The organism is Paenibacillus sinensis (genome assembly GCF_019904155.1).
Lineage (GTDB): Bacteria > Bacillota > Bacilli > Paenibacillales > Paenibacillaceae > Paenibacillus_AQ > Paenibacillus_AQ sinensis.
Window position 1 is genome coordinate 43,114 of record NZ_JAHCMB010000190.1, and the last position, 26,708, is coordinate 69,821.

A 26,708-nucleotide genomic window follows, 5' to 3' on the forward strand; every position below is an offset into this window, starting at 1 on the left:
CTTACTGGAAATTTGCGCTTTTTAGTCGTTTTTTCAATTTATTTTCATCATATTCACTGTTTACTGCTCCGGGTTTATCGACTAATATTAGACCTTGTGAGTAGTTGAATATGCGCTGAATTTTCCCAGAAGGAAAAACGGGGGAACCAACATGACCGCCTGCCGGTCAAGGGGTGAATCGGTACCGAAGTCTTCGGTCCGTAGGGCTGCCACAGTCCGAATCCGCCAGCTAACCTCGTAAGCCACAGTGGATAATGATCATGTCTTAAGCATGCGGTCATTACCGTATGCTTATTTTTTTGCCTTCATTTATGAAAATAAACCACTGAAAACGGCGCACGGTATTACCGTTTCAACTCACCAAAGAGAGGAACTGGATCCAACATGGTAAGCAGAGTCAAACGGCTGTTGATCGGCCGTCCAAGGAAGTCCACAGAGCTTGAACAGGAGAAATTAAGCAAGCTGAAAGCACTTGCCGTTCTGTCCTCCGATGCGCTCTCATCCGTCGCATATGGTACGGAACAAATCTTGCTCGTTCTTGTAACGGTCGGCTTCACGGCGGTCTGGTATTCGCTGCCAATCGCGCTTGCTGTTCTTGCGCTGCTGGCGATTCTGATTTTATCGTACCGGCAGACCATCTTCTCTTATCCGCAGGGCGGGGGAGCGTATATAGTCGCCAAGGATAATCTTGGCGTCTCGACGGGCCTGCTGGCTGGCGGATCTTTGCTGGTGGATTACATTCTAACGGTTGCCGTAAGCGCCTCGGCGGGCACGGACGCGATTACGTCGGCTTTTCCAAGCCTGCATGATCACGCCGTAGCCATCGCCGTAACAGTTATTATCATTCTGACGATCATCAATCTTCGCGGTGTAACCGAGTCAGCCTCCTTCATCGCGATTCCGGTGTATCTGTTCGTTCTGTCGATCGTCGTTCTGATTGTAACCGGCGTGATCAAATATGCAGTAGGCGGTGCCCATGCCGACGTTCCCGAAATCGGGACGGCCGTATCGAATGTCAGCCTGTTCCTGCTGCTGAAGGCCTTCAGCTCCGGCTGTTCGGCATTGACCGGTGTCGAAGCGGTATCGAACGCCATTCCGAACTTCAAGGCTCCCGCCGAGAAGAATGCGGCCAAGACGCTGATGATGATGGGACTGATTCTGGGCTTCATGTTCACCGGCATTACGCTGCTTGCTTACTGGTTCGGCATTACGCCTAACGCAAAAGAGACCGTCGTGTCGCAGATAGCGGAATCGACCTTTGGACGCGGATTTCTCTATTACGGCATTCAGACGGTAACGGCGATTATCCTGTTCCTGGCGGCCAACACGGCGTACTCGGCTTTCCCGCTGCTGTCGTTCATGCTGGCCAAGGACAAATATATGCCGCATGCCTTCATGGTCCGTGGTGACCGGCTCGGATTTTCGAATGGCATCATCTTCTTGGGCGTAGCTTCTGCGGTTCTTGTCGCGGCGTTCCATGGAGAGACGACCAATCTCATTCCGCTGTACGCGGTAGGCGTATTTATCCCGTTCACCCTGTCCCAGCTTGGCATGATGATCCGTTGGGCTAAGCTGAAGCCTTCAGGTTGGAAGACGAAATTTGTAGTCAATACCATCGGGATGCTGACAACGCTGACCATTACGCTGATCTTCATCATCACCAAGTTCTCGAATGTGTGGGTGGCCTTCATCTTCCTGCCGATTGTGATGCTGATCTTCTTCCGGATTCATCAGCATTACATGAATACGGCCGACCAGCTCCGGATTCAGCTCGACACCGAGAAACCGGTAATCAAGGGAAGTACGATAGTCGTTCCGGTATCCGGCGTGACACGTGCAGTGCTTCACTCCCTGAGCTACGCGAAATCGCTCACCGATAACGTAGTGGCGCTGTATGTCGGTTTTGACGAAGAAGAAATTCGCAAGATGGAGCAGAAGTGGGAGGAATGGAACCCGGGCGTTCGTCTGATCGTGCTCCGTTCCCGTTATCGCAGCATTATGCGGCCACTGGTCAAATTTATCGACACGGTCGAGTGGAAGACGGCCTCAACGGACCATATTACGATTCTGATTCCGCAGTTTATTACCAAGCATTGGTGGCAGGCGGTTCTGCATAATCAAACCAGTGTTTTTATCCGGACTTATCTGATGAATCATAAAGATATTGTCGTCGCGACAGTGCCTTATCACTTAAATAAATAGCTTTCTAAGATCAGTTTGTTCTCAAAGGCCGTTCCGGGTTTCCCGGGGCGGTTTTTTTTGCTGAAAAAACAACGGATTTCGGAAAATTTTTGATAATTCAGTATCTTTCAAGTTGACATAGATAATGAGAATCAATATCATTTATATAGAAGAGAGCCATACCGGCTGAGGTTTATAGCAAGAGCAGGGATGATATCATTACGGCGGTCATACCGCTTTAATAAGGATAAGGAGTGAAGTGAAATGGCGGAACGCCTGAACGCAAATCAATTAAGCATCGGATATGCGGAGTCGATTATTGTCAAAGACCTTAATCTGACCATTCCAACCGGAAAGATCACAGCGCTCGTCGGAGCGAACGGGTCCGGGAAGTCGACCATTCTCAAGACAATGTCCCGGCTGATGAAGCCGGCCGGAGGCAGCGTGCTGCTGGACGGTAAATCCATCCACAGCCAATCGACCAAGGAAGTAGCCCGCCAATTGGCTATACTCCCGCAGAATCCCACTGCACCGGACGGCCTGACGGTGTCCGAATTGGTCGCTTATGGACGCTATCCGCATCAAAAAGGCTTCGGCTCGCTAACCTCCGAGGATCGCCGGATTGTGGCGAATGCGATTGAAGTTACCGGGATGAGCGCCTTTGGAGATCGGCCGATCGAACGTCTCTCAGGCGGACAGCGGCAGCGTGCCTGGATTGCCATGGCTCTGGCGCAAGAGACGGAAATTCTGTTCCTCGACGAACCGACCACCTTTCTGGATATGGCCCATCAGCTTGAAGTGCTGCAGCTGCTTCAGATGTTGAACGAACGGGAAAAAAGAACCATTATTATGGTCGTTCATGACCTGAATCACGCTTCGCGCTATGCCCAGCATATGGTTGCGATCAAGTCAGGTACGGTGATCAGCGAAGGGACCCCGGTTGAAGTCATGACGCCGGAGGTTCTGCGTGCCGTCTTCGGTATTGAAGCGGACATCGTGGAAGATCCGCGAACCGGCCTTCCGCTATGCCTCCCGCACAGTCTTGCCGGACGCGAGGCTGTCTAGAGGCTCTTCTTATACGGTGTTACCGTAGCCAGATAGCGTGAAGAGGGGGAAGCCGGAAAGGGCTGAGAGAGGGGGAACCCGGGTGACCATTCTGCTGAAGGAAGAATTCGCCCAATTATTCGATATTCATACAGCGGTGCCGGAAGGCGCCGCGTATTCTTTTTCCGCCCGAGAAATTGCGGAGCCGGAAGGCATGGATCGCTTCATGGATATTTATGTCCCTATGATGAAGGCGCTGGAGCGCAAGGCAGCCGGGGCTTATTTGGCTAACTGGATCGCCAGCCCCGCTCTTGCCTTGCTGTATGGCCTCTCGGCCGGGGGAGCCGCAGTGGGAATGGAGCTGTCCAGTCTGACGCTCCATCTTATCCCATCCAAAGGCTACTGCCGGGTAGCCTGGTCGGTTGGCGAATGGATCGAAACGCCTCTAGGAGAAGATCGGGAAGCACAGAAGGGGGATATCGTCTCCGTGTTGAAGCAGTTCTATCAGGAGACGGCCGGTCCACTGATTCGGGAAGCTTCAAGAGCAAGCGGTCTTTCGATAACGGATGCATGGGGACAGCTGCCGACCCGGTTCAATTATTATGAAAGCATGCTTGAGCGAGAAGAATCCGATCCAACCACAGTGCGTTTCCGCGAGTCCTACCAACTGCTTAAAGACCTGCCTGCCGACATATTCGGCCTTCACCGCAATCCGTTCAAGGTGGAAGTGCGGTATACGGAGGATATCGCCGATCCCGGCAAGAGGGTGCAAATCCGCAACCGCTGTTGTCTGTATTATTGCACCGAAGGCGGAAGCCTCTGCTACATTTGTCCGCGGGTAAGCGAGCGGGAGCGAAACAGGCGCCGGGAGGAAAACCGTCTGCGGGCAGGATCGGCAGCAGCGGAATAGGCCTCCGGCATCAAACCGGAATATCAACTTCATAGGCTTGCAGAGGCTCCCGTCATTGACAAGGGAGCCTGTTCGTTGTTAAAGTGAGGATTGCTTAAGCCAAGTAAGGATTAAAGGAGCAAATCCATGGATATTAACCACATACAGACAGAACTGGTGAAGCTGGTACATACGGGTACGGTCAAGAACGCTGAACCGCTGAGGGATCATGTGTTTACTAAAATGGGCGGCCGAGCCGACATTCTGGCTGCACCCGGAACTTATGAAGAAATGCAGGCGGTAGTTGCCTATGCCGCTGCTAACAGGATTGCCCTGACCATCCTGGGCAACGGCTCGAATGTCATTATTCGGGACGGCGGTGTACGCGGCATCGTTTTGCAGACTTCGGGTCTTGGTGAAATAAGTGTAGAGAATGATTATGTCGTGGCGCAGGCCGGCTCTCAGATTATTGAAGCTTCGCGCGTCGCACTGAGCCATGGTCTTACCGGTCTGGAGTTTGCCTGCGGCATTCCGGGCACAGTCGGAGGGGCTCTGTATATGAATGCAGGAGCCTATGGCGGCGAAGTCGCCCATGTGCTGGAGAGCGCACTGGCGATCGACAGCAAGGGAGAGCTCGTCAAGTTCACTGGCGAAGAGCTTCAGTTCGGGTACCGGAAGAGCGTCTTTACGAGAGGGCAGTACGTCATTCTCGAAGCGCGCTTTGCGCTGAAGCCCGGCGATCCCGCTGCCATCAAGGCGGAGATGGACCGATTAACCGAGCTTCGTGAGTCGAAGCAGCCCTTGGAATATCCATCCTGCGGGAGTGTGTTCAAGCGTCCGCCCGGACGATTCGCCGGCCAGCTGATTCAGGAGAGTGGCCTTCAGGGCACACGAATCGGCGGCGCGGAAGTGTCGCAGAAGCACGCGGGCTTCATTATCAATGCCGATAATGCGACAGCCAGCGATTACATCGGACTGATCGCGCATATCAGAGAGAAGGTCAACGAGAAATTCGGCGTTGAGCTTGAGACGGAAGTCGAGATTATCGGCGAGGAACCGAAGACCGGGAACGTATAACACGAACGCCGGAACCAATGGATCAATCAAGACTTTAACAATGGCAAAATCGCTGCGGGAAATATCACCGCAGCGATTTGTCGTCATAAGAGATACTCATCTATAACTAATAGACATTCTGCCGCCGATCACTCAATGGTCAGTGTATACTTGGCGCGTTCAGTCTTCGCTGCAACGTTGCCGGCACCGGCTGGCTCGAAGCTCAGGCCGCTTACGGCGATCTCGTAGCTCTGACCCGGCAGCGCGACGAGTTCTCCGTCTCCGTTCATGGTGCTTCCCGTTCCGTGGAGAATCAGTGCGCTGTCCAGGTAATCATCGATCACGGAATCCGCATCCCGATAATCGACGCGATCAAGCTTGAAATACACTTTATCGCTGTCTTCCATCTCCTGTTTTTCAATTACAACGGTTTCTCCGATATGTTCCTCCAGCCATTCCGCCAGCAGTTTCACATGCTCTTCCATAAGATAATCCCATCCTTTGCCGCAAGTGTCGTTCATCAGGTCTATAATGTGTAATTTACCCCGCTTTTTCGGATTGAATCCGTGCCGGTGCTGCGGCGCCGCTTCGATGAAACAGCCATATGGACAGAAGCAGGCAGCAAGCCGTTACAAGCGCAACGCTGAGGAAATGACCAGTCGATTGGTATACGGCTCCCGCCGCTGCCGCACCGATTGTCGTTCCCAGATACATGAGGGTGTTGGTCAGAGCCGACACCGTCCCCCTGGCATTAACCGTCAGACCCTGCAGAATGCTGACCATGAGCGGAAACAGTGTGCCGCCAATTCCGTAAATGAGTACCAGCTCCGCCTGTATGCCTGTCAAATTACCGGTTATGGCGAGTATAGGGAACAGCAGCACATTCAATAGCATGCCCCCGGCCAAGACGGTGTAGCGTCCATAGCGTCCGCTTAATCGACTGCCGAACAGGCTGCCAAGCAGATTGCCAAGTCCGAGAAACAGCATCACCTGGCCGATCCGGGAGACGCCAAGGCCGAATGATTGGGAGAGCCAGGAGCCAAGAAACGAGAAGACGGCAAAGTTTCCAATTTGAAATATAAAGTATGCGAAGAATGCCAAAATGGCGGTTCTAGAGGAGAGAAGAGAGGCGTAAGGCTTCAGCAGACTGGGCGCTGTTCCTGCTGCGAGCCTGGAGGGGATGGAGGGCAGAAGGGTTAATAGAAGCAGTGTCAGGAGGAGAGAGAAGCCCGCGATCACCAGAAAGGGTGTCTTCCAGGAATGAACAGCGAAGAATCCGCCCAGCGGGAGACCAAGCAGTTGCGCGCAGGAGAGACCAGCGGTTGCGATACCCATACCCTGCAGAATCCGTTCCTTGGGCAGAAGAATCGGAATCGAGGCCCACACCTGAGGCGTTACGAATGCCGCGCTTACGCCGGCGAGGAACCGGAACAGCAGCATGCTCCAGAATCCGGTTGCGGCTGCACAGAGCGCTGTAGACAGCGCGAAGGCGAGCATTCCTGCAATCATAACCGGCTTCCGATTTAACCGATCTGACAAGGGGCCGGCTATTAAGGCGAAAATCGCGTAGCCGAGCGCATAGGCACTGACCATCCACCCTGACAGAGCCGTAGACACCCCGAAGTCCTCCCGCAGGACAGGGAGCAGCGGACTGATCAGGAACGTATCTGTACCGACAACGAACATGATGAGAAAGAAGAGCGTAAGGCTTGTTTTTTGCATAATGACCTCCTATTTCATTAGTTAAATAACCATTGAACTAAACGGCGATAAAAAACCGGATCACAGGGTATCCAGGAATCCGGGCAAATAATGATCGAACGTTTCTTGTCGAATCTGTATGTACTTCGTCTGCGCTTCCTTTCTTACCATAATCAGTCCCGCTTCTCGCAAGGTGCGGAAATGATATGAGGCGTTCGATTTGGATGCTTCACATCGTTCGCCGACCTCTCCGCAGTTCAGCTCCGTTCTGCTGTCTCTCAGCGTCCGGATAATCTGAAGACGGGTGGGATCGGCCAATGCCTTGAAAATCTGCACACGCTGCTCATCGTTAAGTAGTGTTTGTTGTTCAATAGTCATACAACTATGATATCTTTTTACTTCATACTGTCAAGAGAAATTTGGAAATCCGACCGCATCTTTTCAGCCCATTCTGGCTAACCCAGCCAATTCTGCTCATAGACGTACCTCGCAAGCTGGACGCGATTCTCCATATGAAGCTTCTGCATAATATTTTTCAAATGATTCTTAACCGTATGCTCGGAGATGATCAGCTGCAGCGAAATGTCCCGGTTGGACAAGCCTTTCGCGACCAATGTCAGGATTTCCCGTTCCCGTCCGGTCAGCGGGTCTCCGCATGCCTCCGGTTGTTTCGTCCGTGAGAACTCGTTAAGAAGAAGGTGGGCAAGCTCACGGGTCATCGGGGCCTCATCCAGGGCGATTGCCCTTAAATATTCACCCCAGGATTCTGGCTTTAAATTCTTCAGCATATAGCCCTGTGCGCCCTTTTTGAGAGCTTCGAACAAATGGGTAATGTCGTCGGATACGGTGAGAATAACAATTTTTACATAGGGGAATCTTTCCTTGATCCGTTTCGTTGCTTCCAGACCGTCCATCACGGGCATTTGAATGTCCATCAGAATGAGGTCCGGCATCCATCGCTCCGTCAGCTCAATTGCTTCAATGCCGTCTCTGCCTTCAGCAACGAATTCAAATGCCGGATCGCCGCCAAGGATGGTGTGAATGCCCTCCCGGGCCTGTTCACTATCGTCGATCACGATCACACGGACAGGTGTATTCATGCGGCTTCCCCCTTTCGAATACTGAAGATCGTTTCACCCTCGTTCCTTCCAAAATGAAAATGCCAGTTCATTGTTCTCGCGCGGTCTTCCATCATTTTGAGGCCGTATCGATTCTCATGCGAAGGAGCTTCGGCAAATCCCTTGCCGTTATCGCATACCAGGCACTCCCAACCGTTAGCCGTAGGCGCGGCTTCAATCCGGACACTGTTCGCTTCCGCATGCTTGCGGATATTGACGAGCGCTTCGCGAACCGAGGCGAACAGCTCGATTTTCTCCTTCGTTGTAAGCAGATGCTCCGGCAGGGCCCAATGTAGCTTGAACGCCATATCGGTTTCCTGCTTATAGGTGTCCACCAGATGCTCGATCCCCTGAACCCAGGGCATATGGAGGCAGTCGTTCGGATACCGCAGATTGGCAATGGCTTCTCTCACATATACATTTGTGCGGTGAATGCTTTCTTTGAAGGACTGGAACAGGCTGCCATCGTTATCCGATATCTGTTCCATCCGGCTCACCTGGGCGTTCAGAAGGAACAAAGACTGCATGATGCCGTCATGGAGTTCTCTGGATAGCTGCTCCCGTTCCTGAAGTGCGGCTTGCAGGCTGCGGGCCTCATTCAGTTCCGCCTGATTTCTCTCGATTAACGAGAACAGCGGGATCAGGAACAGAAGGGTGGCTAGAAATACGACAACCGGCGCCAGCCAATTTCCTAAATCCATCGTGATGTAAGGGAGCAGAAATTTGTGCCGTACGTACTCCCACAAGCCCATGGTGAAAGTCGGGATCGTTAGAATCAACCACTTCATTTGTCTGTACGTCATTCGGAATCCCTCGCTTTTTATCGGATTTTCCATTTTGTCACAATCCGTCGGCATAAATAGCTAGAAAAGGCTATAGTAACGCAAATACGAACAATGTATAGTGAAAATAATCACATAAATCACATAAAATAAATCGGAATTAAGATGTGACTCATTTGAAGGAGGAGTGGATGATGAAGATGGTTTACAAAAAGTACAGATCAGCGGTAAAAAAGGCGCCGCTCGCCATATTGGCGATCACGGCAGCCCTTGAGGCGGGGGGAGCCCCGGTCTACGCGAATGAAGGTCAAGCAGGCGCCAAAGATTACAGCGGTCATTGGTCCGAGACGATTATTGAGCGTTCAATCGGGCAAAAGCTTCTGACCGGCTATCAGGACGGGAGCTTTCATCCCGACTCCCCGATCACTCGGGCGGAACTGGCGGTGCTGCTCACCAAAGCATTTCCGGATGAAGAGACGAAAAAAGCGGCATCCTTCTCCGACGTGCGCTCCGGCTCATGGTATGCATCGGCTATAAGCCAGGCAGCGGGAGATGGCTATTTAAGCGCTGATGCGGACGGCGCTTTCCGGCCGAACCAGCCGGCGACACGGGCCGAGGCTGCCGCTGCCTTTGCAACTGCCTTAAACTGGAAGGAAGCATCGGCTGACAATCTTCATGCCTACAAAGATATCGCCTATCTTCCTGCCGGTGAGGTGGGGCAGTGGCTGCGCCAGGCGGCGGCTCAAGGATACATAGAAGCATCATCCGATGGATATCTGCTGCCGCAAAAGCTGCTAACCCGGTCAGAGGCCGTGTTCTTTCTAGCCAAGGCAAACGGCGCACAGCCGCTTGACGTGCAGCCGCCGGCTTTTACAGCGGAACAGGAGCATACCGGCACAATTGTCCAGACCTCAGGAGGCTTCGGTCTGAAGGAGAAGACTGCAAACGGCAGCGAAACCGTTTATTCACTGACCGCGGCGGGCGATGCTTCACTTGCCGGAGCTGCCGCTGTAGCCGGAATCGAATCCGGAACAGCTGTCGTGGATGCGGTGGACGGATTGGTGTCAGGCAAGCTTCAGGTCGTAAAGATCGCTCCCGGCGGTAGCGATAGCGGCAACGGCAACGACAGCGCAGCGGCCAATTTGCAGGAACTGGACGGTATTCTTATCGAAGGCCATCACAGCGGAACAAGCGACCCCACGAAGCATTCGAAGAAATGCCTGCTGATGCCGGGCTGCGCTTCGTCCGGATTCGGAATCGACGTCCTTCAGACAGACGGCAAGTACAAATACTACAAGTTTGATACGAGAGGCCATGAGCTGGCTGCCGTGTTGATCGACAGCATCAAGAAAGAGACTAATATCGTGATCCATGTATCCGGTACGATCGAGGGGGATATTATTCATGTCGCTTCCCTTTCACAGGATGTAACCGCCGTCGATGCGCCGGCTGACGGCGATCAAGATTCGAGCAGCGGGAGGGAGCATATGGAGTAACTGCTGTTCTTCAATAATTTCATCGCGGAGGCTGGGAGAGGCTGAATGATTTCCGGATGAGCAAGGTTTGAGAGGTTAGGAAATGCGTATAGATAATTCAGTTAACAAGGAATGAGGAACAATGTCTGATCACTTGACGGATACCAGTCACGCCGATGAGCGAAATCTGCGGACCCGTGACATCGGGAAAGGAATAAGATGGTTTCTGGCAGCGGCGGTGATTCTGTCGGCCGCCATGCTGCTCTGGCTTCATCCGGAATGGAGAACCTTTCTTCTGGATTTGGTCCTGATGAAGAATGTCCCGCAGCTATCCATGGATGCAGGCTACGGCATGATCTTTACGGTCGGCATTCTTACCTCTTTTCATTGTGCGGGGATGTGCGGAGGGATTGCGATCTCCCAGTCCATGCGGAGCCGGAATAAGCTGAACAAACTCGAACGGTTGCAGCGTTATATCCCCTCCATCCGCTATAATGGCGGCCGGATTATCTCTTATACGTTATTTGGGGGACTTGCGGGCGGAATCGGCCAGGTCTTTCAATTGCCGGGAATCTGGCGCGGAATCATTCCTCTCATTGGCGGTCTGTTCATGATCATTATGGGATTCAATTTGCTGGGCTTGTTCAAAGTCTTGCGAAGATTCAACCTGAGCATGCCCTCATTTGCGTTCAATGTGATCCGGAACGGGGCCTCCGGTCTGGGTCCTTTGGCAGTCGGCTTGCTCAGTGCGTTAATGCCCTGCGGACCGCTACAAATTATGCAGTTATATGCTCTTGGAACAGGCAGTGTGGTCCATGGGGCTCTGTCGATGCTGGCCTTCTCTCTGGGCACGGTTCCGATGCTCTTTCTGTTCGGGGCCATCCACCCGATGCTGAGCAAGAAGTTCGCCGGACAAGTATTGAAGGCAAGCGCCGTGATTGTCATTATTCTGGGTCTGGTCATGCTGAATAGGGGATTTGCCCTTGCAGGCATATCCCTTCCTTACGAACAAGGGCGTATCAGCCCCAATGCGGTGATCGCCGAGCTGAACGAGAACGGTCAAACTCAGCTTGCGACAGCGCAAGCAGGGAAGAACAGCTATCCGCAGATCGTCGTGCAAAAGGGAATACCCGTCACCTGGAATTTGCATATTGAACAAGAGAATCTGAACACCTGCAACGATGCGCTCAGCATTCCCAGGTTAAAGATCGAGCAGAAGCTTCAGGCTGGCGACAATCTCATCAGTTTCACCCCGAAGGAAGAAGGCGTCTATGAGTATTCCTGCTGGATGGGAATGATCCGGAGCAGCATTGTCGTTGTGGATGATGTTGGTCGCTATGATCGGAATCGATTGTTAACTGTGAGCGGGACGACAATAAATTCGACTGTACCAAGTCCCCAGATCACATCCGGCGCATCCCCGATCCCGACCTTTCTTAATCCGGATGAAGGAAACAACCCTCACAGTTACAATGGACATGCTGCTGCAACAGCCGTGCCGCCGGCCAAGGTCGGCATTCCCAGTGCGGAGCCTGCCGATTCAGCCCTGCATCAGATTCCGTCTCCCAAAGCCTCTGCCGTCCCGGCAAGCAAGCCGACGCCCACTCCGGGCCATGCTTCAGCGAATGGCAGGGATCACAAGGAGGAACGGAGACTGGAGCCTACGGTCAAGCCTGCGACAGAGAACAAAGCGAAATCAGCCGACGCCGCCACTCAACAGCCGAAACCTTCCACCATCAAGAAAGAATCGGCTGCTGCGACAGTGGAACCGACCCCTGCAGCTTCTGCCAAGCCGACTGCCACAGCTAAAGTTGATGCTTCTCATAAGCCTAAACCGGCTGCCACGGCTCAAGCCGTTGCGTCTCCCAAGGCGTCACCGAAACATGATCAGGAAATTCAGACCGTTGTCACCATCGTAAAAAAAGACAGCTATTCTCCAATTACGGTCAAGAGAGGAATCCCGGTAAAATGGATCATTCGTGTAAGCCGGGAGCAGTTGAATGACTGCAACAACGAGATTATTGTCCCTGCCTTTCATTTGCGAAAGAAGCTTGTACCCGGGGATAATGTTGTGGAATTCACACCGACAGAGGCGGGAGATTTTTCTTTTACATGCTGGATGGAAATGATTGAAAGCCATATTACGGTTACAGAGTGACAGTTCGGAACTGAGCGCCGAAGGATGGCATCGGGGAGGAGGAATCAATGTGGCGGAAGCGACTCTGCATGTACATGGAATGACCTGCAAGATGTGTTCCAAAACGATAGAAGCGGAATTGCGCAAACTGAATGGGGTCCAGAGGATATCCGTCAGTTATGCGAGAGAGAAGGCCATTATCGAATATGAGGATGAAGCCCTGGAATTATCGGAGGTCGTCCGAGCCATCGAAACCCTGGGATTCTCTGTATCCCCAAAATGAACAGGAAATGAGCAAACGGGACAAAGTGGAAGCCGATCCATTATTGTTCCGTTTGTGTCTTCGTGTTCAACCTTGTCTATTGCGGTTACCTATGTTATAGTTCTTACGCATGAACTAACTGAAGAAGAAAATCCGCGGCTGAGCCCGCGGGAGAGGTTCGCAAACTCCCTCTATAAAAAACTAAGAACGATGTGCCGGGACCGGCATGTCTGCTTGTGTTTTTCTTAGTGTTATGGATTGGTTTGATGAAGTCTCGTTCTTCTTTCCAATATAACGGCGCCGGTGCGCCGATGGAAAAGAGAGGGATTTTTTATTATGTCCGAAGGTAGAAAAAAAGAAGAAATGCCCGAAGTTACACTCCTCGGAAACCAGGGTACAATGTACAATTTCGGTTATGATCCGGGTGTGCTGGAGACGTTCGACAACAAGCATCCGGGACGCGATTATTTTGTCAAATTTAATTGTCCGGAATTTACAAGTCTCTGTCCGGTAACCGGCCAGCCCGACTTCGCCACGATCTATATTTCCTATATTCCGGAAGTGAAAATGGTAGAGTCCAAGTCGCTCAAGCTGTATCTCTTCAGCTTCCGTAATCATGGCGATTTCCACGAAGACTGCGTGAACATCATCATGAATGATCTGATTGCCCTGATGGACCCGCGCTATATCGAGGTATGGGGTAAATTTACGCCGCGCGGCGGCATCTCCATCGATCCTTACTGCAACTATGGACGCCCGGGAACCAAATTCGAGGCCATTGCCGAGCATCGGCTGCTGAACCACGATTTGTATCCGGAGAAGGTAGATAACCGGTAATCAACGGGTTGTCGGAATCGTCTTTGTCTAATGCTTAAGCAGATTAAGGAGAGGAATTAATCCCATGAATAAAAAAGCGCTAGTCGTCTTCAGCGGCGGTCAGGACAGCACAACCTGCCTGGCTTGGGCTCTGAAGCAGTTCGAAGAAGTTCAGGTCGTGACCTTTAATTATAACCAGCGGCACGCAGCGGAAATCGAGGTTGCCAAGGAAATTGCCGGCCATTTCGGAGTGAAGCAGCATATTCTGGATCTCGGCCTGCTGAACCAGCTGGCTCCCAATGCGCTCACCCGCAGCGATATTGAAATATCGGCGGGCGAGGAAGGTGAATTGCCCAGCACCTTCGTTGACGGACGCAACCTGCTCTTCCTGTCGTTCGCGGCCATACTGGCTAAGCAGCTCGGCTATCATCACATCGTAACCGGTGTGTGCCAGACGGATTTCAGCGGATATCCCGACTGCCGGGATGTGTTTGTGAAGTCGCTGAACGTGACGCTTAATCTCTCGATGGACTATGAATTTGTCATCCATACTCCGCTTATGTGGCTGGATAAGAAAGAAACGTGGCAGCTGGCCGACGAGCTTGGACAATTCGAATATGTAAGAGAGCATACGCTGACCTGCTACAACGGGATCAAGGGAAGCGGCTGCGGCGAATGTCCGGCCTGCCAGCTCCGGAACCGCGGACTTCAGCAGTATGAGGCCGTCCGAAAGACGGTGAACGGGTAAGATGCTGCACGAAGTATCCGTATGTAAAATCTTCTCATTCGATGCGGCGCATCAGCTGATCGGGCACAAAGGCAAATGCGCCAACGTTCACGGCCATACTTACAGGCTGGAAGTTGTGCTTAAGGGCCAGCCTGTAACCGAAGAAGGGCGGTCTGACGAGGGTTTTGTCGCCGATTTCGGCGATATCAAGGCGTTGGTGAAGGAGAGAATCGTCGACAAGCTGGACCACGCCTTTATGGCAAAAGGAGATGAGCCTGTTCTCGAGACGCTTCAGGCATCAGGTTCCAAGGTAGCGCTCCTATCCTTCCGCACGACAGCCGAGAACCTGGCCGGTTATATCGCTTATACGCTGAAAGAGAGCGGACTGCCTGTCTACTCCGTGAAGCTCTGGGAGACTCCGACCGCCTGGGCCGAGGTGCTGGCCGCCGATATTCCCGAGCAGGGTCCGGCCTACTGTATGAATGGAGGCTGCGATCTATGAGCGCCCTGATTCCGGTTATCGAAATGTTCGGCCCGACGATTCAGGGAGAAGGAGCAGTCATTGGAGTCAAGACGATGTTCGTCCGGACTTACGGCTGCGATTACCGGTGTTCCTGGTGCGATTCCGCCTTCACTTGGGACGGGAGCGGCAAGGATTTGCGGGTGATGATGCAGCCGGAGGAGGTGCTGTCCGGGCTGCTGGAGATCGGCGGAGAACGGTTCGACACTGTGACCATTTCCGGAGGCAACCCGGCGCTGATCGGCGAAGGGATCTCAGAGCTGATCGGGCTACTACATGATCGCGGCATCAAGGTTGCGATCGAGACACAGGGCAGCCGGTGGCAGGACTGGTTCCTTCAGGTGGATGCCCTCACAATAAGTCCGAAGCCGCCAAGCTCCGGCATGTTAACGGACTGGGCGATGCTGGACTCCATCTTGGCTGAGGTTCGGGCGAATGCACAGGGCACATTTAGCTTGAAGGTTGTTGTATTTGATGACAAGGACTATGAATATGCAGTTCAAGTTCATAAACGTTATCCGGATGTTCCGTTCTATCTGCAGCCGGGCAACGACAATGTAACCGAGGAAGGGGATATTTCGGCCCGGCTTCTCGGACGTCTGGAATGGCTGTTCAATAAGGCGATATCCGATCCGGAGATGAACGCGGCCCGTGTTCTGCCGCAGCTTCATGCCCTGATTTGGCACAATAAACGAGGCAAATAAGCTCTCATCAGTTGCTCCTAATTTGGGGAAGCCGCTTCCATGAGGAGGTGGTCTTCCTTTTTTTACTTCAGTATTGCAAAATCCATTATTCTCAGTATAATACTTGGTATAAATGAACCGAAAAGGGGAGTGAAGGCTATGTCAATCGACGATTATCTGGACCTGTACAACCTTGCGAAACAAATCGGGGATGCGGAGTGGCAGGCCGAGCTGATGGAATCCCTTCGTATGGTAGCCGGTACTACCGAGAGCGAGCGCCGGCAGAAGGAGCTTCAGTGCCGGTTTGAGGATATCAATGTCGTGCTTAAGGAACTGTTCAGCAAGCTGGAGAACGGCGAAGGCGACGAGAACCAACTGCTTGCGTGGAAAGAGCGAATGATCGAGCTTAAGCTGGAACGGATTTTTTTAGCCCGAAAGCTGAAATAGTGAAGCAGCATAGATCCCGGATGACTCCTGACCTCAGGAAACCGTTGAAAAAGCGCCGTATTGTCTCTCAATAGAGGGCACACAATACAGGCGCTTTTTCGGCTAAAACCTTAATTCACGGCTTCCAGCTGGACCCACTCCGAGGACCAGCCGCTGATTTCCTTGAGAATCGGAGCAAGCGCTTCGCCTTTGCATGTCAACGAATATTCAATGCGCACCGGAATTTCCGGATAAACCTTGCGCTCGATAATTCCTTCGGCCTCCATTTCCTTCAGCCGGTCGGATAGCACCTTGCCGCTGAGGTTGGACAGGCAGCTTTCGATTTCTCCGAAACGCCGCGGGCCCTGCATGAGAACGAAGACAATGAGCGCGACCCAGCGCTTGCTCAGCAAATCGACCGCTTTCTCAAAGCGTGGACACATTTCAAAGTCCTTCATGGAATCACCTCTGCCTTTAGTATAACACAGACTTACAAAAAGTAATTATAAATATTTATATATACATTATAACTTGACGAATTTATATTACAATGGTAAACTTACTTACAAATAGTTACTTCATAAAATTGTTTGAAAAGTAAGAGAGCTGCCGTTTGCGGCAGTCTAACCGACATTTATAATCAAGGAAGGTGCGCTCTCATGATAAAACCAGAGATTGCTTCCATACTTAAGAACAAAATTCAAACCATTGATCGCGGTGATTCCGCTAATATTCTGGTCGGACCCATTACACTTCCGGTAAATCTGGACGGAGAGACGGTCACCTTCAAATGGTACAGCTGGCTGCATGTTACGGAAGAAGAACGGCAGGAATTATCCGGCGAAGATATGACAGAGAAGCTGATCGCCCGTCTGCCTTCCATGAAGCTGGCCGACAGCCAGCAATCCAGCGTCCTCGTCTACGGTGATTTCGAGCATGATGAACAGGCGCTGATCCGGATGCACAGCATTTGCCATACCGGCGATATTTTCGGCAGCAAACGCTGTGATTGCGGCTATCAGCTCCGTCAGTCCATGCGGATGATCGTGGAGAACGGCTCCGGCGCGCTCTTTTATCTGGCGAACCACGAGGGAAGAGGCATCGGCCTGTTCAGCAAAGCATTCGCCTACCTGCTTCAGGAGGAAGGCTTGGATACAGTTGAAGCGAATCTGGAGCTTGGATTCGAAGATGACAGCCGGGATTACTCAGACGCAATCAGTGTGCTGAAGGCACTCCGGTCGAAGCCGGTAACGCTGATCACCAACAACCCGAAGAAGCTGAGAGCTCTCAAGGCTGCGGGCATGAACGTGGCGAGACGCGTTCCGCTGTGGGGCGACGTGTCCGTATTCAACGAGAAGTATCTCCGCACAAAGGTAGTTCGTTCCGGACATCTGGAGGCGGAAGAGAGCCAGCCGTTCACGGGTATGGCGGCAGGCAATCTGTAAGAGGCAAATAGGTGGTGCTTTCGCGCCCGTTCCTTTATAATGGGATGTTGAATGAACCATAACGGGCAAGAGAGGTAGAATATGGCAGCTATAGATGTACAGGATTTGCGAAAAACCTTTAAAGTGCAAAAAAACCGCGGAGGCCTCAAAGGGGCCTTCGTTGATTTGTTTAAGCGGGAATACAATGAAGTGATGGCCGTCAAGGATATCTCGTTTCAGATTCCTGAGGGTGAGATCTGCGGCTACATCGGCGAGAATGGTGCCGGTAAATCCACCACGATCAAGATGCTGACCGGCATTCTCGTGCCGACCTCCGGCCGCTTGACCGTCGGCGGCTTCGTTCCCTACGAGGAGCGGGAGAAGTTCGTCCGCAATATCGGCGTCGTCTTCGGGCAGCGCAGCCAGCTCTGGTGGGATATCGGTGTCGTGGAATCCTTCGAGCTGCTGCGGAAGGTGTACCGGGTCGGCGAGGCCGATTACCGGAAGCGGCTGGACGAGCTGGTCGAACGGCTGGAGCTTCAGGAGCTGCTGAACCGTCCGGTCCGCAAGCTGAGTCTGGGCCAGCGGATGCGCTGCGAGCTGGTTGCAGCGCTGCTGCACAACCCGTCGATCGTCTTCCTGGACGAGCCGACGATCGGTCTGGATATCGTGGTCAAATCGGAGATTCGCTCCTTCCTGAAGGACATGAACCGCGAGCACGGAACGACGATCCTGCTGACAACGCATGACCTGCAGGATATCGAAGCACTCTGTTCCCGCGTTATCATGCTCGATGACGGGCGGATCATCTATGATGGCGGCCTGGATGAGCTGAAGCAGCGCTGGGGAACCGGCCGCGAGGTCGAGTTCCAGTTCGGCGCGCCGACAAGGCTGGCCAAGCTGGAGGAGCTGACATTCGGCATGCCGGTTAAATGGTCGGCCGAGAACCAGCTGGGCGCGACGGCCTGGATTCCGCTGGAGCTGAATGTCTCCGATGTGCTCGCCCGTGTCGTGGGACAGGCCGACATTACCGACATCAAGATTATCGAGACCAATACGGATGACATTGTACGCAGCATTTACCAGTCGGGCTCGGCAAGCAAGAGCGAAGAGGCGGTTCTGGCGGTCTCCGGGGAAGGAGCCGGCCATGTTTAAGCGAACAGCGGGAGCCGCCGCCCCGGCCGGAGGCGGATTTGGGGGAGAGATGAAGCCCGCCCGAAGCGAGAGGCGTCTGCTGCTTGACGCCTACTTCGATTTCATCCGCATCCGTTTCCTGACGATGCTGGCTTACCGGTTGAATTATTATACAGGCATTCTCATCTACTCCCTGAATATTGGCGTCAATTATTTCACCTGGAAGGCCATTTACGGACAAGGGGAGTCTCTCGGCGGCTTCACCGCCTCACAGATGACGACCTATGTGGCCGTCTCGTGGATGGCAAGAGCATTTTATTTCAACAATCTGGACCGGGAGATTTCAACCGATATCCGCGACGGCAGCATTGCGATCCAGTTCATCCGTCCTTACAATTATGTCCTGGCCAAAATGATGCAGGGCCTCGGCGAGGGCATGTTCCGGTTCATGCTGTTCATGATTCCGGGCATGGCGATTGCCATGCTGCTGTTCCCCGTGAAGCTGCCGAGTGATCCTGCGGCGTGGGCGGGATTCCTGGTTATGCTGTTCTTCAGCTTCCTGATCAACTCGCAGATCAATGTCATTACCGGACTGCTGGCGTTCTTTGTAGAGAATAACGAGGGATTGATGCGGATGAAACGCGTCATCGTCGATCTGTTCTCCGGCCTTATTATTCCGATCAGCCTCTTCCCGGGCTGGCTGTCGGGAATCCTGAAGCTGCTGCCGTTCCAGGCGATCACCTATTTGCCTGGCTCCGTTTTTACGGGCCGGGTGAAGGGCGTCGGGATATGGAATGTGCTCGGCATCCAGATCTTCTGGTTCGCTGTGCTGCTCATTCCGCTATTCTTCTTGTACCGCTCTGCAAGGCAGCGGCTGTTCGTGCAGGGGGGCTGATCATCATGAGATATCATTTGGGACTCTTGTCGGAATATTTGAAAAATTACATGAAGACCCGCCTCACCTATCGGGCCGACTTCTGGGTTGAAGTCATCTCCGATCTGCTGTTCCAGGCCACAAACCTGATCTTCATCTTTGTAATCTTCATGCATACGAACAGCCTGGCAGGCTGGAGCCAGAACGAGGTTGTCTTCGTGTACGGATTCTTCATGGTGCCTTACGGCGTCTTCAGCTGCTTCGTCAATATGTGGAATTTCAGCGACCGTTATATTGTCAAAGGCGAGATGGACCGAATCTTGACCCGACCGGCGCATAATCTGTTTCAAATCTTTCTGGAAAATGTCGATCCGCCTTCGCTGGTCGGCTCGCTAATCGGCCTAGTGATCATGGGGGTCAGCGGGTATAACCTCGGCCTTCCATTCGAATGGTGGACCATTCCAGCGATAATTGTGCTGACGCTCAGCGCAACGGCGATTTATACCGGCATCTATACGACGCTGACCTCGCTGTCGTTCTACTCGGACGCGCCGACCGGCATTATTCCGCTAATGTACAACATCCAGACGTACGGACGCTATCCGGTAACGATTTACAACCGGGCGATTCAGGTGCTGCTCACCTGGATACTGCCCTTCGCTTTTGTAGGCGTATATCCCGCCGCTCTCTTCCTGGGGCGCGATGAGATGACGCGGATGGCGCTGCTCACGCCTGTCATGGGCGCGATATTCCTCGGCATCGGGCTGTTCACCTGGAGCCGGGGAGTGCGCCGCTACAAGGGCGCAGGATCATAAAGAATGAGTTCGTTCGCAAGCCTCCCGCAAGGGAGGCTTTTTACTTTTTAAAGAGGGATTAGCCGCAATTTCGAAGAAGTATCCCTGACTCGTTAATACATAGAATTGCAATGCATAGTAAATCTAGGTATAATCGCAAATAGTAGAATGTGGAAGAGGGTGGGGATATGAAACCGAATAAAGAGCTGTTGAAGGGAAGCACCGGCACAATGCTGCTGACGCTGTTAAGCCGCGGTCCGCTGTACGGCTATGACATGATCCGTGAGCTGGACAGGCAGTCAAATGGCGTATTCGCCCTGAAGGAAGGCACGCTGTACCCGATTCTCCATCAAATGGAGGCTGAGCGATGGGTGGAAGCGTATTGGGAGACCGTCGGCGGACGGAACCGTAAATATTACCGGATAACTGAGCGGGGACGCAAGACATTGGCCGCCAAGAGAGAAGAATGGTCGCTTTTCCGAAACGCCGTTGACGGGATTTTGGGAGAAGGGGGAGGCGCATGAAGGACTACGGGGAGACGTTACCTTTTTTAAGATCGGTATGCAGGGAGATCAAGGCGCGCGAGATGCATCCTGAGCTGAAAAAGGAGCTGGGGAGCCATCTGGAAGAGCTGGCTGACGGAAAAGAGAGGGAAGGTTACAGCCGTGAAGAAGCGGTTCAGTGGGCCATCAGGCAGATGGGCGATCCCGTGGAAATCGGCAGAAGCCTTAACCGGATTCATAAGCCGAGAGTTCATTGGGGCTTGCTGATTACAACCTTGCTGTTCTCAGGGATTGGTATTTTAGGTATGTTCTCAGTAAGCCGGGCAGCAATCAGACCCGAGTTCAATAGTCCGCTTCATGCTATGATGGGGAATGCGCATATACGTTTCATCATACCCGGACTATTGATTATGCTCATCATGATGCTGCTGGATTACCGCAAGCTGCGAAGCTTGTCATGGCCGATCTACATCTGCACAATAGCGGGGATGATCCTAGTTAATTTATACCCGCGCAGTGTTAACGGATCGCACAGGTGGCTGACTCTGCCCATAGGCTCTGCCATTGATGTTGTGGGCTGGAGCCTGTACTTGCTGCCTGCATCGATCCTGGGAATCTGGCTATCAAACCTGAGTTTGTATCGTGGCAGAATCATCGTCAGGTGTCGGGATCTTCTGCTGATTGGTATCCCGATGTTTCTCTATGTCCGCAGTTATGCTATCCCGGAGCTCCTTATATTTCTCGCAGTCATCTTGATTCTGTACATATGGCTGACGGGCAAATGGGGCCTTCCAATAGCTCTTGGTCTGGTAGGTGTTGTGATCGGAGGTGCAGCTATTTGGCGATCAGAGTACTTGAGCATGCGCGTGATATCAACGCTGAATCCGGAGCGGTTCGCAGACGGCGCTGGTTATATGATGATACAAATGAGAGAGGCATTGGCCACTGCTGGCTGGCGTGGTCATGGGTTCGGAGTGCCGATGCCTGATCTGCCTTTATTGTATAGTGACATGCTGCTGCCTTATTTGATTTACTGCTTCGGCTGGTCGGTGGGACTTCTTCTTGCCGCTGTCATGCTCGGCTTTCTGCTTCAGGCAATAAGGGCCTGGAAGTCGGTACGCGATCCTTACGGAAGAGCGCTTCTAGCAGGCCTCTCTCTGACAATTATCTTGCAGCTGCTGTACGGACTGGCCAAATTATCCGGCTACCTTATACTGGTCAATCTTCCTGTTCCATTTATAAGCTACGGGGGAAGCCACTTGCTGATCGAATATGCCGCTTTGGGCCTAATCCTTAGTGTATTCCGGAGGAAAGACATGATCCCGGGTATGAAAGGGCATAGGGAAGCGGAAATGTAAGGAGTGGTGCATGGCTGACTGATGTTGCTTTTTGCTTCCTCGTTCCATTCAAGGTATGATTATTGGAGTCCAAAAGACCAAGGCAAACACTGACACCGAATCCGGGAGGAACGACCAATGGGACGCAATATCCAGCATATGCCTTATGGCTATGAACCGCCTGCGCCCGAGCGCAAGGGGACGCTGATCGTGTACGATTCCTTTGAACACATAACCGATGAAGAACTGAACGCGGCCGCCGAGGCTGCGCGGGACAAGAAATTCAGCAAGCTGGTGCTGTATCCGCTGCATGAAGAGACGGTCCGCCGCATGTCGAAGGAGCCGGCCAGCTCGTATTATAAACGGGAAGACCGGTTGCATGAGTGGAAAAGAGATTTCGGCGCCTCGTTCATTACCGTCGAAAATCTGGAGGGCAAGCGCAAAAAATACACGCCCATCGATTCCGCCCTGCGGCACTTGACCGAGCGTTATCCGGCGCCTCATTTTCTGTATTTATCTCCGGAGATGGCGAATCAGTTCGCTTCATTCTCAAGCTTCGAGGAGTGGATCAGGAAGATCCGGCTGCTGCTCTCCGAAGCGCCCCGAGAGATTCATCCCCGGCTGCAGAAATACAGCCACCGCTGGTCGGTCGCCGGAGAGGAAGAAGAGAACGGTTGAGACCCAGCGCGCGGCCCTATCTGCGGCAAAAGGCAAAAGCCCCTGACACTAGTCATAACGACAGGTGCAGGGGCTTTTTCATGGGAGTAGGACGGCTGTCAACGGGTGCTGCTCTGCTTGCGGCGGTAGGTGTACATTTTCCATTGATAGTGAATGAAGCAGCCGATGCAGAAGCCCAGAATGGCCACGAATGCGGCCAAAGCCACTATAGTGGTGAAAATATAAGCAGCGGTCAGCCAGCCGGCGATATAGCTGATCAGCCCGGCAGCCAGGCACGCTACGGCGATTGTCTGGTTGAACTGTTGCTGTTCCTCGTCCTCCAGAATATATGCGGATCTGTCTTTTTTCAGGAATCGCGCAGACCATTTAATCACCGGGTTATAACGGAATATTAGCCCGAGCAGACCAGCTGTCAGAGGCACTGCAAGAATCCAGTACAAGCCTGTGAACCAGGTTAGAAGAACCGACAATACGATAACGGATTGGTTAACCCTAACGAGCGGCCGGGGAATACCTTTGCTTTCTTTAGCCACCTTAACCCACCTCTTTAGTTGGAATAATACTATTATATATCCAGAACGTAATTGTGGAAAGACTGGAGGTTGATTTTTATTTTAAATTATGTTTAAAATATATAGACCGATTGTTATAATGAGAGGGGCCGGAAGGTAAATGACCAACAAACCGAATACGCGCGATGCCATTCTGGATACCGCATCCAGGCTTTTTTATTGTCAGGGTTATCACGCGACCGGTCTGAACCAGATTATCAAGGACAGCGAGTCACCCAAGGGGTCATTATACTATTACTTTCCGGACGGAAAGGAGGAGCTGGCGCTTGCCTGTATCAATCGAACAAGCGAGAACATGTCCCGGGATTTGCGGTGCTACATGGATAAAGGTGGATCGGCTGGCGAGGCCGTAAGTGACCTGCTGCATGGTATCGCCTGGGAGGCGGATAAATGTGCTTATGAGGGAATGGTACCGCTCAGCTTCTGGATGGCGGTAGAGACCTCAGGGATAAGTGACCAACTGCGGCAGGCTTGTCGCTCCGTGTTCCTGGAATGGCAGAATGTGATCGGGGAGCGCCTTGTCCGTGACGGCTTCCAGGAAGAGGAAGCGGTCCGCAAAGCCTCGGCAACCGTCTCTCTGATTGAAGGTGCGCTGCTTCAGGCGCTGACCTGCAAGGAGGGAAGGCCGCTGCTCGCGGCTGCCCATGCTGCTGCTGTACTGCTGGATGCTGGATCACCCGGCATAGGGCCAGACAGAGAATAAAGAGATAGAGAAGAGAACAAACTTATTCCAGGAGGAAGATCAAAAGTGGGAGAAACCATGCAATCTCAAGCTGTTAATTTGAAGAAAGTCAGGAAGATGCCGATCCTGATCTCGCTGCTCCTCAGCGGCTTCATCGGCATGTTCAGTGAAACAGCCCTTAATGTCGCGCTCAGCGATCTGATGAAAGTGCTCAATATTACGCCAAGCACCGCACAATGGCTGACTACCGTATATCTGCTAACCCTAGGCATTCTGGTGCCGATTTCGGGACTGCTGATTCAGCGGTTCACAACGAGACAGTTGTTCATCGCTTCACTGTCCTTCTCGATTATCGGAACGTTCATCGCTGCCATGGCGCCGAGCTTCGGCTTCCTGCTTGTGGCGCGCGTTGTTCAGGCCATGGGGACGGCACTGCTGCTCCCGCTGATGTTTAATACGATTCTGGTTCTGTTCCCGCCGGAAAAAAGAGGCGCGGCCATGGGCATGATCGGCCTCGTCATTATGGTTGCTCCGGCAACCGGGCCGACGATTGCGGGCCTGCTGATCGAGAACCTGAGCTGGCACTGGATCTTCTGGCTGTCGCTCCCGTTCCTCGTAATCGCGCTGATCTTCGGCATTCTGTTCATGCAAAATATTACGAATGTAACGAAGCCGGCCATTGACTGGTTATCCATCGTGCTGTCTTCAGTCGGATTCGGAGGCGTTGTGTACGGCTTCAGCAGCGCGGGCGAAGCTGACGGATGGAACAGCGTTAAGGTCTGGATCGCCCTGGCTCTCGGTGTAGCGGGTCTGGCATTGTTTGTGTGGCGGCAGCTGACGATGAAACAGCCGCTCATGGATTTGCGGGCTTTCAAATACCCGATGTTCGTAGTCGGGCTCCTGATGATTTTTATCTGCATGATGGTTATTCTGTCTTCCATGCTGATCCTGCCGCTGTATTTGCAGAACGGACAGGGCTACAGTGCGTTTAAAGCGGGCTTGGTACTGCTCCCGGGCGGTTTGGTGAACGGTCTTATGTCGCCTCTGATGGGCCGTCTGTTCGATAAATTCGGACCGAAATGGCTCGTTATTCCGGGCCTCGCCCTGACTGCCGCCGCGCTGTGGATGTTCTCGGACATCAACGCGGCTTCCACAGTAGCCTTCATCATCGTCCTGCACAGCCTGCTTATGATCGGCGTCTCCATGGTCTTCATGCCGGCGCAGACCAACGGCATCAACCAGCTGCCGCAAGAACTGTACCCGCATGGCACAGCCATCATGAATACACTCCAGCAGGTAGCGGGCGCTATCGGAACGGCGCTTGCAGTCAGCATCCTGACAGCAGGCACGAAGAGCTATCTCAGCGGCGTCGAGAACCCGCAGGACCCGACGCAGGCGCTTGCGGCCTTTACCCATGGTGTTCAGAACGCCTTCATCTTCGCCATGGCGCTGGCTATTGCCGGATTTGTGCTCGGCTTCTTCCTGAAGAGGGTCTCCATTCGCCATCCGCAGGGCAGCCCGACGCATTAATCGAAATCCAGGTTTCACTAACTAACAAGAACACCCCTTATCTTACGGCTGATCGAACAGCCGCAGATAAGGGGTGTCTTCGTTTAATGATAAGAAATAGTCAGTCTGAAACGTTTCTATTCAGCCCAGCCGCCGCCGACAAAGATCGGCTCCACGCTGCCATCCTCGGTGATGCCGTCAATGTTCATTTCTGGCGAGCCCATCATGAAGTCCACATGAATGAGGCTCTGATTCATGCCGCGTTCGACCAGTTCTTCCTTCGTCATTGCCGTACCGCCTTCCAGCGTGAACGGATAGGAGGCGCCGAGCGCGAGATGACAGGATGCGTTCTCGTCGAACAAAGTGGTGTAGAACAGAATGCCGCTCTCCGAAATCGGGGAGCGATGGGGAACGAGGGCTACCTCGCCAAGCGAAAGTGCGCCTTCATCCATCGCGAACAGTTTCCCCAGCTGATCCTGGCCGACTTCGGCGGTGTAATCCGTAACCTTGCCATCCTTGAAGGTCAGGGTGAAACGGTCGATCACGTTTCCGGCATAGCTGAGCGGCTTCGTGCTGCTGACCGTCCCGTTCGTTCCGTCGCGGTGAGCAACCGTAAAGACTTCCTCCGTCGGAATGTTCGCGAGGAACGGAACGCCGCGGCCGTTGACCGCTCCGGCCTGGCACCAGATATGGCCTTCGGGAAGCTCAAGCGTGAGATCCGTTCCCGGTGCGGTATAGTGCAGCTTGCGGTATTTACGTGCGTTAAGCCGGTCACAGCGGCGTTTCAGGCCGTCCAGGTGAAGCTGCCAGGCTTCAAGCGGGTCTTCCTGATCCGCCCGGACGGCGCGGAAGATTGCATCCCACAGGAGGCTAACCTGTTCATTCTCCGGAGCGTCCGGGAACACCTTGGCTGCCCATGAAGCCGAAGGGAAGGCGATGCCGCTCCAGCTGGCATGGTTGCCCATGAGCTGCTTGCGGTAACCGGCCATGGCTTCGGCTGTTACACGCTGATTGTTGGCGATCCGGACGGGATCAACACCTTTGAGCAGATCCGGATCGGCTGAAATGATCGTCAGGAAGCAGGCGTTGTTCAGCGCCAGCTCTTCCATTTCCTCCGCGTGGCGTGTCGGAGGTTCGAGGAAGGACTCTTCCGGAGCCAGGTCGTAACGCGTTCTCGTCACGACTTCATCGTTCCAGTTGACCTTGACCAGCGTCGCTCCCGACTCATATGCCTTGCGTACGACCAGGCGTACCAGCTCCGCTGCGGCTATATCGGCATTGACTACCAGCTTCTGGCCGGGTTGAATGTTAACGCCGATCTTGACGGCGAGCAAGGCATAGTTCTCCAGCTTTTGTATGAATTCCATGTCTTATGACCTCCTTC

Annotated in this window: 29 protein-coding genes and 2 riboswitches; of the genes, 21 read left to right on the top strand and 8 right to left on the bottom strand. The window is 53.1% G+C overall.

Translation table 11 applies throughout. The features are described from left to right. The first annotated feature begins 103 nt into the window (after positions 1–103). Positions 104–259, top strand: a riboswitch (cyclic di-AMP (ydaO/yuaA leader). A gap of 125 nt (positions 260–384) precedes the next feature. The 4 genes from KIH86_RS22675 (at position 385) to murB (ending at position 5,191) form a co-directional block, all read left to right on the top strand. After that, positions 385–2,202: an APC family permease gene (locus KIH86_RS22675; protein WP_223083649.1), complete on the top strand. Its 1,818-nt coding sequence runs from the start codon at positions 385–387 to the stop codon at positions 2,200–2,202. A 243-nt stretch (positions 2,203–2,445) separates the two neighbouring features. Then, a complete protein-coding gene (locus tag KIH86_RS22680; protein ID WP_223083650.1) occupies positions 2,446–3,246 on the top strand; it encodes an ABC transporter ATP-binding protein in 801 nt (266 codons plus the stop codon). 82 nt (positions 3,247–3,328) lie between these two features. After that, on the top strand, positions 3,329–4,135 hold the full coding sequence (locus KIH86_RS22685) for a (2Fe-2S)-binding protein (RefSeq protein ID WP_223083651.1): 807 nt from the start codon (positions 3,329–3,331) through the stop codon (positions 4,133–4,135). Positions 4,136–4,261: 126 nt separating this feature from the next. Continuing rightward, a complete protein-coding gene (gene murB, locus KIH86_RS22690) occupies positions 4,262–5,191 on the top strand; it encodes a UDP-N-acetylmuramate dehydrogenase (RefSeq protein ID WP_223083652.1) in 930 nt (309 codons plus the stop codon). A 128-nt stretch (positions 5,192–5,319) separates the two neighbouring features. On the opposite strand, the gene KIH86_RS22695 is transcribed toward murB, so the two are convergent. From KIH86_RS22695 to KIH86_RS22715, 5 genes are all read right to left on the bottom strand, one after another. Next, positions 5,320–5,655: a hypothetical protein gene (locus tag KIH86_RS22695; protein WP_223083653.1), complete on the bottom strand. Its 336-nt coding sequence runs from the start codon at positions 5,653–5,655 to the stop codon at positions 5,320–5,322. A gap of 55 nt (positions 5,656–5,710) precedes the next feature. Next, entirely contained in the window at positions 5,711–6,892 is a 1,182-nt protein-coding gene (locus KIH86_RS22700; RefSeq protein ID WP_235775554.1) for an MFS transporter, read from the bottom strand. 60 nt (positions 6,893–6,952) lie between these two features. Beyond that, a complete protein-coding gene (locus tag KIH86_RS22705; protein WP_223083654.1) occupies positions 6,953–7,249 on the bottom strand; it encodes an ArsR/SmtB family transcription factor in 297 nt (98 codons plus the stop codon). A gap of 77 nt (positions 7,250–7,326) precedes the next feature. After that, positions 7,327–7,971, bottom strand: coding sequence for a response regulator (locus KIH86_RS22710; RefSeq protein ID WP_223083655.1), 645 nt, complete (start codon positions 7,969–7,971; stop codon positions 7,327–7,329). Next, the gene (locus KIH86_RS22715; protein ID WP_235775555.1) at positions 7,968–8,777 is read right to left on the bottom strand and encodes a sensor histidine kinase; all 810 of its coding nucleotides are present in this window, start codon (positions 8,775–8,777) and stop codon (positions 7,968–7,970) included. Before KIH86_RS22715 ends, KIH86_RS22710 begins: the two co-directional genes overlap by 4 nt. A 188-nt stretch (positions 8,778–8,965) precedes the next feature. On the opposite strand from KIH86_RS22715, the gene KIH86_RS22720 reads away from it, so the two are divergent. From KIH86_RS22720 to KIH86_RS22755, 8 genes are all read left to right on the top strand, one after another. Then, complete coding sequence (locus KIH86_RS22720) at positions 8,966–10,267, top strand: S-layer homology domain-containing protein (protein WP_223110673.1); 1,302 nt, start codon at positions 8,966–8,968, stop codon at positions 10,265–10,267. Between the two features lie 121 nt (positions 10,268–10,388). Continuing rightward, complete coding sequence (locus KIH86_RS22725; RefSeq protein ID WP_223083658.1) at positions 10,389–12,404, top strand: urease accessory protein UreH domain-containing protein; 2,016 nt, start codon at positions 10,389–10,391, stop codon at positions 12,402–12,404. Positions 12,405–12,453: 49 nt separating this feature from the next. Further along, positions 12,454–12,666 carry a heavy-metal-associated domain-containing protein gene (locus tag KIH86_RS22730; RefSeq protein WP_223083659.1) on the top strand — a complete coding sequence of 71 codons (213 nt, stop codon included), beginning with the start codon at positions 12,454–12,456 and terminating at the stop codon, positions 12,664–12,666. A 146-nt stretch (positions 12,667–12,812) separates the two neighbouring features. Beyond that, positions 12,813–12,856: riboswitch (PreQ1 riboswitch) on the top strand. 125 nt (positions 12,857–12,981) lie between these two features. Further along, a complete protein-coding gene (gene queF, locus KIH86_RS22735; RefSeq protein ID WP_223083660.1) occupies positions 12,982–13,482 on the top strand; it encodes a preQ(1) synthase in 501 nt (166 codons plus the stop codon). Positions 13,483–13,546: 64 nt separating this feature from the next. Continuing rightward, on the top strand, positions 13,547–14,209 hold the full coding sequence (gene queC / locus KIH86_RS22740) for a 7-cyano-7-deazaguanine synthase QueC (RefSeq protein ID WP_223083661.1): 663 nt from the start codon (positions 13,547–13,549) through the stop codon (positions 14,207–14,209). Between the two features lies 1 nt (position 14,210). Beyond that, positions 14,211–14,690, top strand: coding sequence for a 6-carboxytetrahydropterin synthase QueD (queD, locus tag KIH86_RS22745; protein ID WP_223083662.1), 480 nt, complete (start codon positions 14,211–14,213; stop codon positions 14,688–14,690). Continuing rightward, positions 14,687–15,412: a 7-carboxy-7-deazaguanine synthase QueE gene (queE, locus tag KIH86_RS22750; protein WP_223083663.1), complete on the top strand. Its 726-nt coding sequence runs from the start codon at positions 14,687–14,689 to the stop codon at positions 15,410–15,412. The genes queD and queE overlap by 4 nt, the downstream gene beginning before the upstream one ends. Before the next feature lie 138 nt (positions 15,413–15,550). Then, positions 15,551–15,838 (top strand): hypothetical protein, encoded by a 288-nt coding sequence (locus KIH86_RS22755; RefSeq protein WP_223083664.1) that lies wholly within the window; start codon positions 15,551–15,553, stop codon positions 15,836–15,838. Between the two features lie 110 nt (positions 15,839–15,948). Here the strand turns inward: KIH86_RS22755 and KIH86_RS22760 are convergent, their stop codons facing one another. Beyond that, on the bottom strand, positions 15,949–16,275 hold the full coding sequence (locus KIH86_RS22760; protein WP_223083665.1) for a winged helix-turn-helix transcriptional regulator: 327 nt from the start codon (positions 16,273–16,275) through the stop codon (positions 15,949–15,951). A gap of 201 nt (positions 16,276–16,476) precedes the next feature. Between KIH86_RS22760 and KIH86_RS22765 the strand changes: the two genes are divergently transcribed. The 7 genes from KIH86_RS22765 (at position 16,477) to KIH86_RS22795 (ending at position 22,561) form a co-directional block, all read left to right on the top strand. Then, positions 16,477–17,262: a GTP cyclohydrolase II gene (locus tag KIH86_RS22765; protein ID WP_223083666.1), complete on the top strand. Its 786-nt coding sequence runs from the start codon at positions 16,477–16,479 to the stop codon at positions 17,260–17,262. Positions 17,263–17,343: 81 nt separating this feature from the next. After that, positions 17,344–18,396, top strand: a complete 1,053-nt coding sequence (locus KIH86_RS22770; RefSeq protein ID WP_223083667.1) for an ABC transporter ATP-binding protein — start codon at positions 17,344–17,346, stop codon at positions 18,394–18,396. A 79-nt stretch (positions 18,397–18,475) separates the two neighbouring features. Continuing rightward, the gene (locus KIH86_RS22775; RefSeq protein ID WP_223083755.1) at positions 18,476–19,270 is read left to right on the top strand and encodes an ABC transporter permease; all 795 of its coding nucleotides are present in this window, start codon (positions 18,476–18,478) and stop codon (positions 19,268–19,270) included. Positions 19,271–19,275: 5 nt separating this feature from the next. Continuing rightward, positions 19,276–20,064, top strand: coding sequence for an ABC transporter permease (locus KIH86_RS22780; protein WP_223083668.1), 789 nt, complete (start codon positions 19,276–19,278; stop codon positions 20,062–20,064). Positions 20,065–20,231: 167 nt separating this feature from the next. Next, positions 20,232–20,567: a PadR family transcriptional regulator gene (locus KIH86_RS22785; RefSeq protein ID WP_223083669.1), complete on the top strand. Its 336-nt coding sequence runs from the start codon at positions 20,232–20,234 to the stop codon at positions 20,565–20,567. Next, positions 20,564–21,904, top strand: a complete 1,341-nt coding sequence (locus KIH86_RS22790) for an FtsW/RodA/SpoVE family cell cycle protein (RefSeq protein WP_223083670.1) — start codon at positions 20,564–20,566, stop codon at positions 21,902–21,904. Before KIH86_RS22785 ends, KIH86_RS22790 begins: the two co-directional genes overlap by 4 nt. A 117-nt stretch (positions 21,905–22,021) precedes the next feature. Beyond that, positions 22,022–22,561 carry a hypothetical protein gene (locus KIH86_RS22795; RefSeq protein ID WP_223083671.1) on the top strand — a complete coding sequence of 180 codons (540 nt, stop codon included), beginning with the start codon at positions 22,022–22,024 and terminating at the stop codon, positions 22,559–22,561. A 98-nt stretch (positions 22,562–22,659) separates the two neighbouring features. Here KIH86_RS22795 and KIH86_RS22800 read toward each other — a convergent pair whose 3' ends face one another. Next, positions 22,660–23,094 (bottom strand): DUF4395 domain-containing protein, encoded by a 435-nt coding sequence (locus KIH86_RS22800; RefSeq protein ID WP_223083672.1) that lies wholly within the window; start codon positions 23,092–23,094, stop codon positions 22,660–22,662. 139 nt (positions 23,095–23,233) lie between these two features. Here KIH86_RS22800 and KIH86_RS22805 point away from each other — a divergent pair, with 139 nt between their 5' ends. Next, positions 23,234–23,836, top strand: a complete 603-nt coding sequence (locus tag KIH86_RS22805) for a TetR/AcrR family transcriptional regulator (RefSeq protein WP_223083673.1) — start codon at positions 23,234–23,236, stop codon at positions 23,834–23,836. Between the two features lie 57 nt (positions 23,837–23,893). Next, the gene (locus KIH86_RS22810; protein ID WP_223083756.1) at positions 23,894–25,345 is read left to right on the top strand and encodes a DHA2 family efflux MFS transporter permease subunit; all 1,452 of its coding nucleotides are present in this window, start codon (positions 23,894–23,896) and stop codon (positions 25,343–25,345) included. A gap of 116 nt (positions 25,346–25,461) precedes the next feature. Here KIH86_RS22810 and KIH86_RS22815 read toward each other — a convergent pair whose 3' ends face one another. Next, entirely contained in the window at positions 25,462–26,691 is a 1,230-nt protein-coding gene (locus KIH86_RS22815) for an aminopeptidase (RefSeq protein ID WP_223083674.1), read from the bottom strand. Positions 26,692–26,708 lie beyond the last annotated feature (17 nt).